Consider the following 12,185-nt stretch of genomic DNA (forward strand, 5'->3'; position numbering starts at 1 on the left):
TCGGCATCGGCGGCGACAACAGTAAGGGCTCCGCCGGCACCTTCTACGAAGGCGTGATGACCTCCGGCTACCCCTCGGACGCCACCGAGGTCGGCGGGACCGCCGACCACCCGGGCGCCCCGGGAGAGCAGTGCGACCAGCCCCCGCCGAGTGATCGCCTGTTCATCGACCACGAACACGCCTGTCACGCCCCCGACATCCGGTCGCCGTCGGTTCCGACTGCGGTCGGTCGTTCAGAGGTTCGCCAACTGGTCGAACCTGGCCACCAGGATCAACTGCTTGACCCACAGGTTGGGCGCCCAGTTGTTGATCCAGTCCGGGTTGTTCGGGTCGCTGAGGTCGGCACCGTAGGTCTTCAGGACGTCGTAGCCGTGGTTCATGCAGTTGTTGCCCCACAGGTAGTAGCCGCGACTCTTGTTGGCCTGGCCCTGCAGGTCGGCGGCGTGCACGGAGCTGTTCGAAGTGTTCTTGCAGGTGTACTGCTTGTAGTACCCGTCGGGATGCTCGCCGGATTTGGCGTTCCGGAAGGCGTCCTTGACCTTCTGCCAGGTGCCGTTGTCCTCCCAGGCCCCGTTGTTCTGGCCGGGATTGATCTTCTTGGAGTTCGGTCCGCCCTCCTCGCCCGGCTGGCCCTCGGTCGCGCCGAAGAACCAGTGGTCCTTGGGCGGCTCCTGAAAGGCCCAGCCGACGTGGCCGGCGCCCTTGGCCCCCTTGGGAGCGACGAAGACGCAGACGCGGCCGGCTCCGAGGGCGTGGGCGGGCGAGGTCGAGGTGAGGGTGACGCCCGCGGCGAGAACGGCCGGGGCGATGGCCAGGGTGAGCTTTCGCATGACCTTCATCTGCCGGCTCCGTTCAGGGCTGGGTGATCTGCCAGTTCTGGATCTGGATGACCCCGCAGCCCAGGGCCAGCTCTCCCCAGCCGTGGGTGACGGTGCTGGCGTGGCGTTCGATGCCCGGCCAGCACCAGATGTGCAGGGTCCAGGCACCGTCGCCGGAGCAGTAACCGTGAATCCGGTTGTCGTGCTCGTACTGGGCGTTGCAGTCCAGGCTCGCCGCCTTGGCGGGCGTGGCGGCCTGCGCGGGGGTCGCCGCGGCGAGCGCTGTCAGCGCCATCCCGGCGAGCGCGCCGGCGAGTGCTGTTCTGGTGCGCATCCGATCTCTCCTCGGGTGACCGGCGGGGCGGTGCGCCCCGCCGTACGTCCGACTCTGCGGGAGAGACGTTGAGGAAACCTTTGATCGATCTTGCCGTGGTCCTCAACAAAGCGGTCGGGTACGGTCAGAGCGGCTGTCCGGAGGAGGGGCCGTCGCGGCGCCGCCGGCCGTGGTGGAGGGTGTCCGTGGAGTTCCAGGTTCTCGGCGCGGTCCGGGCGTACGCCGCGGGACGCCCCTTGGATCTCGGGCATCCGCGACAGCGGTGCGTCCTCGCCGGGTTAATCCTCGAGCCGGGCGTCGTCCAGCCGACCGAGCGCCTGATCCGGCTGGTCTGGGGGGAGAGTCCGCCCGATTCCGCGCGCAACGTGCTGTACGGCTACGTCTCACGGCTGAAGAAGCTCCTCGGCGCGCACGGTGTCACGCTGGCGCGCGACACCGGCGGATACGTTCTCGACGTCCCCCGCCACGCGGTCGATCTGCACCGCTTCCGCGCCTTCGTGGCCGACGCCCGGCGGGCCGACGACCGCTCCACCGCGTCGGCGCTGCTCCGCGAGGCGTTCGGGCTGTGGCACGGCACGCCGTTCGCCGACCTGTCCAGCGAACGTCTGGGCAACGTCCGTGCGGCCATCGAACAGGAGCGGCTCGAGGCGCTGCGGCTGTGTCACGCGATCGAGCTGGACCTGGGCCACCACGCCGAACTCCTCGGTGACCTGCGGGAACTGACCGATGACCACCCGTTCGACGAGACCGCCGCCGGCCACCTGATGCTGGCGTTGTACCGCTGCGGTCGGCAGGCCGACGCCCTCGCGGCGTACGAGAGGATCCAGCGGGCGCTCGCGGACGAGCTCGGCGCCGATCCGGCCCCCGAACTACGGGAGCTGCACCAGCGGATCCTCCGGCACGACCCGAATCTCGCGCCGGCCGCCGTACGGACCGGCTCCGGCGGTGCGCGGCACGTACGGCGGCCGGCGCAGCTGCCGCACGGCGTGCACGGCTTCATCGGCCGGGACGCGGAGCTGCGGCGCCTCGGCGCGCTGGCGGAACGCCCGGCGGACGAGGACGGCCCGGGCATGGTGCTGACCGGTGTCACCGGCACGGCGGGGGTGGGCAAGACCTCCCTGGTCGTGCACTGGGCCCAGCGGACGGCCGACCTCTTCCCCGACGGCCAGCTCTTCGCCGACCTGCGCGGGTACGACGCCGAGCAGGCACCGCTCCCGCCAGCCGACGTGCTCGGGCAGTTTCTGCGGGCGCTCGGCGTGCCGTCGAAGGACATCCCCGCCGACATCGGGGAGCGCGCGGGACTCTACCGGTCGGTGCTCGGCGGCCGCCGCGTCCTCGTCGTGCTCGACAACGCCGCGACGTCCGACCAGGTGCGGCCCCTCCTGCCGGGCGGCCGGTCCTGCATGACGGTCTTCACCAGCCGCAGGCGACTGTCCGGGCTGGTCGCCAGGAACGGCGCGCACGAGATCACACTCGACGTGCTGGACCGCCGCGAGTCGCTCGAACTGCTCACGGGACTGGTCGGTGAGCGGCGCGTGAACGACGAGCCAGAGGCCGCGGATCAGGTGGTGTCCCACTGCGCGCGACTGCCGCTCGCGCTGTCCATCGTCGGCGCGAAACTCGCCGGGAACGCGCGCGGGCGCCTGCGCGACACCGCCCGCGCGCTCGCCGCGGACGACCGGCTGAAGGCCATGGCGCTCGACGACGACCCACAGGCCGCCGTCGACGCCGCCATCGGGCTGTCCTACCAGGCGCTCCCGGAGGACTGCCGGCACTACTTCCGGCTCATCGGGCTGGTGCCGGGCCCGGATTTCACCCCGCACGCGATCGCCGCGCTGACGGGATCATCCCTGTCGGCGACGTCGGCGGCGCTCGACCGGCTCACGGCGTACCACCTGATCGAACAGCACACGGCGGACCGCTACCGCTTCCACGATCTGCTGCGGCTCTACGCCGCCGACCGTGCCGCCGCCGATGAGCCCGCGGCAGTGCGCGACCAGGCGGTACGGCGGCTGTTCACGTGGTACCTGCAGACGGCCGAGGCCGCGGTGCGCTCGCACGACCTGCAGTTCGTCCGGCTGCCGCGCGACGGTGGCGACCCGGTGCCACCGGAGCTGAAGTTCCCTGACCGCCCGGCCGCGGTCGGCTGGCTCGACGCGGAGCGGCCGAACCTGTTCGCCGCCGTTCACCGCGCCACCCGGTCCGGTCCGTACGCCCTGGCGTGGCACCTCGTCGACGCGCTGCGCGGGTTCTCCCGGCTCCGGCCGAGCGGCATCGAATGGCTCTCGGCGACGGAGGCCGGGCTGGAGGCCGCCGCCCGTCACGGTGACGAGTCGACGAGGGCGGCGATGCACCTGAGCGTGGCGGACGCGTCCGCGAACCTCGGTGACGAGGAGCGCTCGCTCGCGCACGACGGCGACGCCCTGGACCTCAGCCGGCGCAGCGGCTGGCTCGCCGGGGAGGTCACCGCGCTGGGCGGCCTCGGGCGCGTGCACTGGGCGCGCGGAAGCCTGCACCAGGCGCTGAACCACCTGGACGAGGCGCTGGCGATCTACCGCAGGCTCGGGCACCGCGTCGGCGAGAGCGTCAGCCTCGGCAGCCTGGGCCGCGTCTACCACGACCTCGGGCGGGTCGAGACCGCCCACGCCACGTACACGCGGGCCCTTCGGCTCAGCCAGGAGATCGGCGCCCGGGTCGGGGAGGCGCTGACCTCCATGTACCTCGGGGTGGCCGACGACTGGCTGGGCCGGCCCGAGCGGGCACGCGAGCACCTGCACCGGTCGCTGGCGGCCAGCAGGGAGATCGATTTCCGGCTCGGGGAGGCGCTCAGCCTGTCGCACCTGAGCGGCCTGGACGGCAGGGCGGGGCGGTACGACCAGGCGGCGCGGTACGCCCGCCAGGCGTTCGCCGTCTTCCGTGACACCGGCGATCAGCGGGTCGAGGCCGAGTGCCTGAACGCGATGGCCGACCATCTGCCGCCGGCCGGGCACGAAGAGGCGAGCGCGTACCACGAGAAGGCCCTGACGACCGCGCGCCGCGTCCAGTACCGGCGGGGGGAGATCCAGGCGCTGATCGGCATGGCCGCGGGCGCGCTCCGCGGTGATGGGCTCGACCGCGCCCTGGCCCACGCGACGGAGGCGCTGGTCCTCGCCCGGCGGGGCGACTACCGGGCCTTCGAGGGGGAGGCGCTGACGATCATCGCCGAGGTCCGGCGGCGATCGGGGGAGACGGGGCAGGCCGTCGACGACTGCCGGCGAGCTCTCGAGATCCACGAGGGCACCGGCGTGCTCGGCGGCCAGGCGCGAACGCTGCGGATCCTCGGTGCGGCCCTGGGCGCGGCGAAGGGACGGGCCGCGGCCGAACCCCTGTGGCGGCGGGCCCTCGAGCTGTTCGAGACGCTCGGGTCGATCGAGGCCGAGCAGGTACGCGCGCTTTTGATGAACCGGTCCGACTGACCCGGGCGGGTTCCCGAAGCCCCATCTTCGCTACGATTGCGATAGTAATAACTATCGCGGTAGTAGTTCATCTCCAAGTCGTAGGGGTACGGGTGTCTCATCTGACGTATACCGAGGCCGCCGTGGTCGGGCTGTTCCAGGGCGTGGCCGAGTTGTTCCCGGTCTCCAGCCTCGGGCACAGTGTCCTGATCCCGGCCCTGGTCGGTGGCCGGTGGGCACGGGACCTGAACGTCTCGACGCCCGAGTCGCCTTATCTCGCCTTCATCGTCGGCCTGCACGTGGCCACCGCGCTGGCGCTGCTGGTCTTCTTCCGACGAGACTGGCTCCGGATCATCGGCGGTTTCCTCTCCTCGCTGCGCGATCGCCGCATCGAGACCCCGGACCAGCGCCTGGCCTGGCTGATCATCGTGGCGACCATCCCGGTGGGCATCGTCGGGCTGTTCGCGGAGCACGCGTTCCGGACCGTCCTCGGCAAGCCGGTTCCCGCCGCCGTCTTCCTCACCCTCAACGGTGTGGTCCTCTACGCGGGGGAGCGGCTGCGCCGCGGGGAGTCTCGCACCGCCGACCGGGCCGTCGCGGCCTCGGTCGGGACCACGGCGACCGACCTGGCCGTGGAGTCGGACCGGCGCCTGGCCCGGCTCGGTTTCGGCCGGGCCGCGACCATCGGCGCGGCGGAGATCCTCGCGCTGCTGCCCGGCATCAGCCGGTCGGGCGTCACGATGGTCGCCGGTCTGCTGCGCGGGCTGTCCCACGAGGACGCCGCGCGCTTCTCGTTCCTGCTGGCCACTCCGGTCATCCTCGCGGCCGGGCTGCTGAAGATCCCCGACCTGGCCGGTCCGCTCGGCAACGGCATCCACGGCCAGGTCCTGGTCGGCAGCGTGCTGTCCGGCGTCGGGGCGTACGTGTCGGTGCGTTTCCTCACGCGGTACTTCGAGACCCGGACGCTGACGCCGTTCGCCGTCTACTGCGTCCTGGCCGGGCTCGGCAGCCTGATCTGGCTCGGAGTCGGCTGACGGACGGCGGCCGTCCGGCCGGTGTAGGCGGCGAGGATGGTCTCGGCGGTCCCGGACCTGTGGTGGCGGTGGACCTCCATGGCCTCCATGCTGCCCCGGAGATCGGTGGCGGCGTCCAGCGCGCCCCCGCCCGACAGCGCCACGCAGGCGACCAGGGCCGCCGCCATGCCGGGCAGCAGCCGAGAGCGTCTCGTCGGCGGAGCGGTCAGTAGCGCCGCGACGCGCCGGGGGACGGGACCGGCGGTCGCGGAGAACGCCCCCGCCGGGGCGGAGCCCGAGCCCGACCGGCCGCCGGCCAGCGCCGCCCGCGCGATGGCGCGGGCCACGAGGCGCCGGTCCCCGACCGCGCCCGCCGCCGACTCGTCGGCCCAGCGCTCGAGGTGGTACCGGAGCGGCGCGCGCAGCGCGATCAGCGCCGGATGCAGGACGGCCGCCACGTCCACCACCAGGGTGAACCAGTGGTGGCGACCGGACAGATGCGCGCGCTCGTGGGCGAGCAGCACCTCGCGTTCCCGGGCGTCGAGGGCACGGAGCATGCCGGTCGTCACCACGACGGTGCCGGGGCGTCCGGGTACGGCGTAGGCGTCCGGGAGGTCGTCCGGCAGCACGGCGAGGCCGCCGCGCCGGGACGGTGCGGTCTTCGCGGCCAGCAGCAGGGCGGTGACCCGCCGGTGGAGCGTCCAGCCCGCGAGGCCGATCGTGACGGCCAGGGCGAGGCCGGCCGCCCAGGCCAGCGGCAGCGGGATCGGCGACATCCGCCGTAGCAGGAGCGGCGACAGGTGCTCGGCGGCCGCCACGAAGCCGAGCCGGAGCAGGCCCGCGCCGGTCAGCAGGCCGAGTGCCAGCATGGTGCAGCCGGACAGCAGGGCACCGGTGGCGGCCAGGAGCCAGGAGGCCGGTCGGGGTGCCAGGCGGTCCGCGAGGAGACGGACGAGCGGCACCGCGAGCAGGGGGATCAGCAGCGGCATCCAGACGTCGACGACCATGCCGTTCATTATGGGCCCGGAAGACGGTGGCGGGTCGAGGGCTGCGCCCGGTCGTCGGTCGATCTACTATCGAGGTAATACCTGAGGTGTCTGGAGCAGGACGTGACCAAGGAGCATGAGCCGGGGCGGCGACCCGCCGGCATGCTGGAGGACGCCGTGCTGGCCGTGCTGTGGCACGGCGGCCGGCCGATGAGCCCCGCGGACGTGCAGGCGGTGCTGCCCGACACGCCGGCTTACACGACGGTGATGACCACCCTGGCGCGGCTGCACCGTAAGGGTCTGGCGACGCGCACCCGTGAGGGACGCGGCTTCGTCTACTCGCCCAACGTCGACGAGGCCGCCCACACGGCCACCGCGATGCACGACCTCCTGAGCCGCCGTCGCGACCGGGCCGCGGTGCTGGCCCGATTCGTGTCCGAACTGAGTCCCGAGGACGAGGTCCTGCTGCAGCAACTGCTGCGTCAGGAAGACGCCGAGTGACGTACGGCCGAATGCTACTATTCATGTAGTAGTTGCTCCTCGCATCGGAGGTCTGCTGTGAAGGACCGGCGTTTCCGCCGCGCACTGCTCCTCACGGCGACGCTCCTCACGACGTGGTCGGCGGCCGGCTGCGGGAACGACGGGGTGACCCACGCCGACGGCCCGCACCCGGCGGTCCGGGAGGTGCCGCGGCCCGCGCACGTCGTCGTCGTGGTGCTGGAGAACAAGTCCGACCGGCAGGTGATCGGCGCCCCCGACGCGCCGTACATCAGCTCGCTGGCCGGGTCCGGCGCGCTGTTCACGAACTCCTACGCGGTACGGCACCCGAGCGAGCCGAACTACCTGGCGCTGTTCTCCGGGTCGACGCAAGGGCTGACCGACGACTCCTGCCCGCACGCCTACTCGGCTCCGAATCTCGCCTCGGAGCTGTCCGCGGCGGGGCTGACCTTCGCGGGGTTCGCCGAGGCCTCGCCGGTCTTCGACCGGACCGCCTGTGTCAGCGGCCGCTACGCCCGCAAGCACGTCCCCTGGGCGGACTTCCCGGACCTGCCGGACGCGGTCGGCCGGTCCTTCGCCGACTTCCCGTCCGACTACTCGGCGCTGCCCACGGTGTCGTTCGTCATCCCGGACATGTGCGACGACATGCACAACTGCCCGGTCAAGACCGGAGACTCCTGGCTCAGGAGCAATCTCGACGGCTATGTCCGGTGGGCGAGCACCCACGACAGTGTGCTCATCGTCACCTTCGACGAGAACGACGGATCACCCGGCAACAAGATCGCCACGATCTTCGCCGGAGCGCGGGTCAAGCCCGGGAGGTACCCGGAGAAGATCGACCACTACAGCGTGCTCCGGACGATCGAGGACGCCTACGGGCTCTCCCACGCCGGGATGAGCGCCTCGCGCAGCCCCATCACCGACGTCTGGACGGCCGGCCCGAGCTGACCCCGGAGGCGGAGGTCTCCCGGTAGGTTTCCGGGTAGGGGAAGTCCGCGGCCGAGCGGCGCCTCTCCGCGCGCGGGGGAGGGGGCGACCGTGGTCGAGGCGACCGAGGAGGACTGGGGCACCGGTTCCTCCCGTTCGCTCCGGCGGCCGGCGTGCGCCAGGGGGTGAGGCGACCGTGACGAAGCGAGGACCGGCCCGGCCCCGGTGGGGCCGTGGCGGCGCGGCGATGATCGCGTTCACCCTGGTGCTGCTCCCGCCGTGCGCCTGCGCGCGCCCTGGCGACACCGCGACGGCGCGTCGCCCCGCCCCCGGCGGAGCGTCCTCGCCCGCGACGGTCCACCGCACCGTGTCCCTGGGCAGGTCCGTACGCGGCCGCCCGCTCGTCGCCGTCGAGTCGGGCGACCCGGCGGCCCCGCGCAAGGTGCTCGTGGTCGGCTGCGTGCACGGCGACGAACCGGCGGGGATCGCGGTCGCCCGTGCCCTCATCGAGGGTCCCGCCCCGGCCCACGCCGACCTGTGGGTGATCCCGGTTCTCAACCCGGACGGGGTCGCCGCCCGTACGCGGGGCAACGCCCACGGGGTCGACCTCAACCGGAACTTCCCCGCCCGATGGCGGTCTCTGTGGCCGGCGGGTTCGGAGTTCTTCGCGGGCGCCGGGCCGTTGTCGGAGCCGGAGTCCCAGGCCGCCGCCGCGTTGATCCGCAGGGTCAGGCCCACCGTGGGGATCTGGTTCCACCAGCACATGGCCGTCGTCGACACCTCGGAGGGGCCGAAGGCCGTCGCGCGGCGCTTCGCCCGTGAGGTGGGTCTGCCCGCCCGGCCGCTGACCGACTACCCCGGCAGCGCCACCGGGTGGGAGAACACCGTGGTGCCCCACAGCGCCTTCGTGGTGGAGCTGCCGGCCGGCGAGGCCCCCGCACCGGCGGTCCGCCGGTACGTCGCCGCCGTCCGGACGGTCACCGGCCCGTGACCGTGGGGCCCGCGACCTTCGTACGACCGTCCCGGCCGCGGTCCCGCCGTGCGACCTATCGGCGCACGCGTCCTTCCGCGCGGGCGGCGAGGAGGTCGGTGAGGAGGGTCTCCCATTGCCAGGCGGTGGTGGCGAGGTCGTAGCGGGCGGCGGCCTGGTGGGCGGCCGCGCCCATGGCGCGGCGTTCGCCGGGGTCGTCGATGAGCCGGCCGAGCGCGTCGGCCAGGGCGTCGGTGTCGCCGGGTGGTACGAGGAGCCCGTTCCGGCCGTGGGTGATGATCTCGCGGGGGCCCTGAGGGCAGTCGAAGCTGACGACCGGGACGCCGCAGGCGAAGGCTTCGATGATGGTCATGCCGAAGCCTTCGAAGGACGAGGACAGCGCGACGATGGAGGCCTGGGCGAACGCCGCGTGGATGTCGCTGGTGCGGCCCATGAACGCGACCTTGTCGCCCAGGTCGTGGTAGGCGGCGACGGTGCGCAGCCTCTCGAGTTCGGGGCCGGTCCCGTACAGGCGCAGGGTCCAGTCGGGGTGGGTGGCGGTGACTTTGGCGAAGGCGGCGATGAGCCGTTCGTAGTGTTTGACCTTGGCCATGCGGCCGGCCGCGGCGATCACGGGGGCGTCCAGGCCGGAGATCGGCTTGGCGCCCGCGGGCAGGGCGTTGGGGATGACCTGCAGGCGGGTGGGCGCGTCGGCGAGGAAGTCGGTGTAGGCGCGCCGGTCGGCCTCGGTGAGGGTCACCAGGGCGTCCAGGCGTGGGTACCAGCGGCGCATGTGCTCCTTCAGGCCCGGGCGGTGCGCGTCCAGGTGAAGGTGTTCCTGACCGACCACGACGACGTCGCGCGGGGCGAACCGGGCGGCCAGCAGATTGAACGCCGGGCGGGTCGTGACCAGCACATCGGTCTCCAGCCCGCGCAACGCCCGCCACATCCGGTAGTCACCGCGCAACGTGACCTCCGGCCAGATCCTCTCGCCGCGGGGCACCAGCCGGCTGTTGTGCCGGCCCAACCGGGTGTCGAGGCGACCGGGACGTGCTCCCTTGCGAAGGTCCATCAGCGTGCGGACGCCGATGCGCTCATCGATCGGGAAGAACGGATCGGTCCGCCGCCGGTGCAAGGTGATGATCTCGATCTCGTGCCGCGCCGCGAGGCGGTCGGCCAGGGTGAGCGTGGCGCGGATCGTGCCGCCCATGCCGTAGGCGGACCCGAGAAGGAACGTGATCTTCATGCGCGGCATCTCCAGGGGGTGGACGTCATCCCGGCCGGGCCCTGCCCGCGCCGGGATGTCGGGGGTTAATGCCGGATCGGTGGGCAACTCATGACCAGCGGAAATAGGTACTATTCAAATAGTATTACCGCGATAGTACTACTCGATACGTAGACTGTGGCCGGAAGAAGGAGCACACCCCGTGAACCGAATGAACGGCGATGGCGCCGCCCCCCGCCGGCCTCCGGGCATGCTGGAAGACGAAGTACTCGCGGTGCTGTGGGCGCTCGGGCGGCCGATGACGCCCGCCGAGGTGCAGTTGGAGCTCGGCGACCGGCTGGCCTACACGACCGTCATGTCGACACTCACTCGCCTGCACCGCAAGAACCTGGTCACCCGCGAGCCGACCGCGCGAGGCGGGTACTCCTACGCCCCGACGATGGATGAGGCCGACCACACCGCCCGTGCGATGACCGAACTGCTGGACCGCCGCCGTGACCGCGCCGGGACGCTGGCCCGCTTCGTCTCATCGCTGCCGCCGGAAGACGAAGCGCTCCTCCAGCGGCTGCTCCAGGCGGAAGGCGGTGCCTGACATGCACTTCGTCGTCTACGCGCCGTTCGCGGCCTCGGTGCTGCTGGCCGCCTGCGGGCCGCGGCTGGCGGCCCGGATGCGACCGGCGACCGGCACCCGCCTGCTGCTGACCGCCGGCCTCGTATGCGCCCTGACGTCATCGCTGTCACTCGCGCTGTTGGCCGCCACGCTCATCGGGCGGCTTCCCCTGGTCGCGGCGGTCGGCGCCTGGTCCGGCGAGCGGTTGCACCACGCCGACCCGGTCACGCCCGTCATCGCGAAGCTCGCGATGCTCGCCCTGGCGATGCCGGCGGCCGCGGTCGTCTGGACCACCGCACGCCGCGCCGCCGCCCTTCACCGCACCCGGCGCGCCTGCGCCCGGCTCGCCCCGAACACCGGCCGCCTCGTCGTCCTGGACCAGCCCGCGATCGAGGCGTTCGCCGTTCCCGGCGGCCGTGAAGACCACGGCCGCATCGTGGTGTCGACCGGCATGCTGCGCATCCTTGGCGCCGCCGAGCGCCGGGTCCTGCTCGCCCACGAGACCGCCCACCTGAACCACCGGCACTACCGCCACCGGACCCTGGCCGCCCTCATCACCGCGGCCGACCCCCTGCTGGCCACGCTCCCCGCCGCGATCCACCACCTCACCGAACGCTGGGCGGACGAAGACGCCGCCGCAACCGTCGGCGACCGCCCCCTCGCCGCCCGCGCCCTGGCCCGCGCCGCCCTCGCCGCCCGCCACGACGGCCGGCCCTCACCTCGAAGCGCCGTGTTGTGCTTCGGCCGCAACGACGTGCCAGGCCGTGTCCGCGCCCTGCTCGCCGGAACCCCGGCACGCCGCCCGATCATCGCCGCCGTGCCGGCCGCCATCCTCACCGCATGCCTGGCCGGCGTCGGCGTGGCCGGTCACGACACCGCCCATCTGTTCGACCAGGCCCGCGACGGCTACCACGCCGAACGGCTCGGTATCGCCACCGCCACCCGGCACGAGGCGCGCCACCTCCTCGCCGTCCTCGACCACCGCATCGACGAGTCGCGCTGACCGCCGGCTCATCGGCGCCCCGAGGCGGACCGGGCCGGGCGATTCCGTTCGGGACGCGTCGGGGAGGGCCGCCGGCACGGGACCCGGTTCGTGGCCGGCGACCGCTACGTCGGTGTGACCTCGAGGGTCCCGGTGGCGCTCCGGGACTCGGCCGTGTGCCGGCGCTCAGCCGGGATGCGTGCCTCGGCCACCGGTACGCGGGATTTCGGACGGCAGGTCGCGGCCGGTCGCAGGCCCGTGGTCCCGCTCCCGCCGGGCGACGAACATCGGGGCGAGCTGCAGGTACCAGAGGAGCGCCAGGCCGACGCTGCCGAGGAGCAGGGAGACGAGCATGCTGAGCCTATCCAGGAGACTACTACAACGATAG

12 protein-coding genes and 1 pseudogene are annotated in these 12,185 nt (G+C 72.7%); 8 read left to right on the forward strand and 5 right to left on the reverse strand.

Annotated features, from left to right (window positions below; all coding sequences use genetic code 11):
* Positions 1 to 5: 5 nt before the first annotated feature.
* Positions 6 to 77 (forward strand): annotated as a pseudogene (locus AB0L00_RS30620) (arabinofuranosidase catalytic domain-containing protein); the annotation flags it as partial.
* Positions 78 to 233: 156 nt separating this feature from the next.
* Here the strand turns inward: AB0L00_RS30620 and AB0L00_RS30625 are convergent.
* Together AB0L00_RS30625 and AB0L00_RS30630 are read right to left on the reverse strand one after the other, a co-directional pair.
* Complete coding sequence (locus tag AB0L00_RS30625; protein WP_364440703.1) at positions 234 to 839, reverse strand: hypothetical protein; 606 nt, start codon at positions 837 to 839, stop codon at positions 234 to 236.
* A gap of 13 nt (positions 840 to 852) precedes the next feature.
* Positions 853 to 1,152 (reverse strand): hypothetical protein, encoded by a 300-nt coding sequence (locus tag AB0L00_RS30630; protein WP_364440537.1) that lies wholly within the window; start codon positions 1,150 to 1,152, stop codon positions 853 to 855.
* Between the two features lie 185 nt (positions 1,153 to 1,337).
* Between AB0L00_RS30630 and AB0L00_RS30635 the strand changes: the two genes are divergently transcribed.
* Both AB0L00_RS30635 and AB0L00_RS30640 read left to right on the forward strand, forming a co-directional pair.
* Positions 1,338 to 4,607, forward strand: a complete 3,270-nt coding sequence (locus tag AB0L00_RS30635) for a BTAD domain-containing putative transcriptional regulator (protein ID WP_364440538.1) — start codon at positions 1,338 to 1,340, stop codon at positions 4,605 to 4,607.
* Between the two features lie 92 nt (positions 4,608 to 4,699).
* The gene (locus tag AB0L00_RS30640; protein WP_364440539.1) at positions 4,700 to 5,620 is read left to right on the forward strand and encodes an undecaprenyl-diphosphate phosphatase; all 921 of its coding nucleotides are present in this window, start codon (positions 4,700 to 4,702) and stop codon (positions 5,618 to 5,620) included.
* On the opposite strand, the gene AB0L00_RS30645 is transcribed toward AB0L00_RS30640, so the two are convergent.
* The gene (locus AB0L00_RS30645) at positions 5,569 to 6,606 is read right to left on the reverse strand and encodes a M56 family metallopeptidase (RefSeq protein WP_364440540.1); all 1,038 of its coding nucleotides are present in this window, start codon (positions 6,604 to 6,606) and stop codon (positions 5,569 to 5,571) included. The two genes, AB0L00_RS30640 and AB0L00_RS30645, sit on opposite strands and share 52 nt — an antisense overlap.
* A gap of 102 nt (positions 6,607 to 6,708) precedes the next feature.
* Between AB0L00_RS30645 and AB0L00_RS30650 the strand changes: the two genes are divergently transcribed.
* From AB0L00_RS30650 to AB0L00_RS30660, 3 genes are all read left to right on the forward strand, one after another.
* Entirely contained in the window at positions 6,709 to 7,086 is a 378-nt protein-coding gene (locus tag AB0L00_RS30650; protein WP_364440541.1) for a BlaI/MecI/CopY family transcriptional regulator, read from the forward strand.
* Positions 7,087 to 7,143: 57 nt separating this feature from the next.
* Positions 7,144 to 8,031 (forward strand): alkaline phosphatase family protein, encoded by an 888-nt coding sequence (locus AB0L00_RS30655; protein WP_364440542.1) that lies wholly within the window; start codon positions 7,144 to 7,146, stop codon positions 8,029 to 8,031.
* A gap of 175 nt (positions 8,032 to 8,206) precedes the next feature.
* A complete protein-coding gene (locus AB0L00_RS30660) occupies positions 8,207 to 9,001 on the forward strand; it encodes a M14 family zinc carboxypeptidase (RefSeq protein ID WP_364440543.1) in 795 nt (264 codons plus the stop codon).
* A gap of 55 nt (positions 9,002 to 9,056) precedes the next feature.
* Here AB0L00_RS30660 and AB0L00_RS30665 read toward each other — a convergent pair whose 3' ends face one another.
* Entirely contained in the window at positions 9,057 to 10,226 is a 1,170-nt protein-coding gene (locus AB0L00_RS30665) for a glycosyltransferase family 4 protein (RefSeq protein ID WP_364440544.1), read from the reverse strand.
* Between the two features lie 190 nt (positions 10,227 to 10,416).
* Between AB0L00_RS30665 and AB0L00_RS30670 the strand changes: the two genes are divergently transcribed.
* Positions 10,417 to 10,797 (forward strand): BlaI/MecI/CopY family transcriptional regulator, encoded by a 381-nt coding sequence (locus tag AB0L00_RS30670; RefSeq protein ID WP_345349560.1) that lies wholly within the window; start codon positions 10,417 to 10,419, stop codon positions 10,795 to 10,797.
* A gap of 1 nt (position 10,798) precedes the next feature.
* Positions 10,799 to 11,818 carry a M56 family metallopeptidase gene (locus AB0L00_RS30675; protein WP_364440545.1) on the forward strand — a complete coding sequence of 340 codons (1,020 nt, stop codon included), beginning with the start codon at positions 10,799 to 10,801 and terminating at the stop codon, positions 11,816 to 11,818.
* A gap of 165 nt (positions 11,819 to 11,983) precedes the next feature.
* On the opposite strand, the gene AB0L00_RS30680 is transcribed toward AB0L00_RS30675, so the two are convergent.
* Entirely contained in the window at positions 11,984 to 12,151 is a 168-nt protein-coding gene (locus AB0L00_RS30680; protein WP_364440546.1) for a hypothetical protein, read from the reverse strand.
* Between the last annotated feature and the right edge of the window lie 34 nt (positions 12,152 to 12,185).

This window comes from Actinoallomurus sp. NPDC052308, from assembly GCF_040679195.1.
GTDB classification, from domain to species: Bacteria; Actinomycetota; Actinomycetes; order Streptosporangiales; family Streptosporangiaceae; genus Actinoallomurus; species Actinoallomurus liliacearum.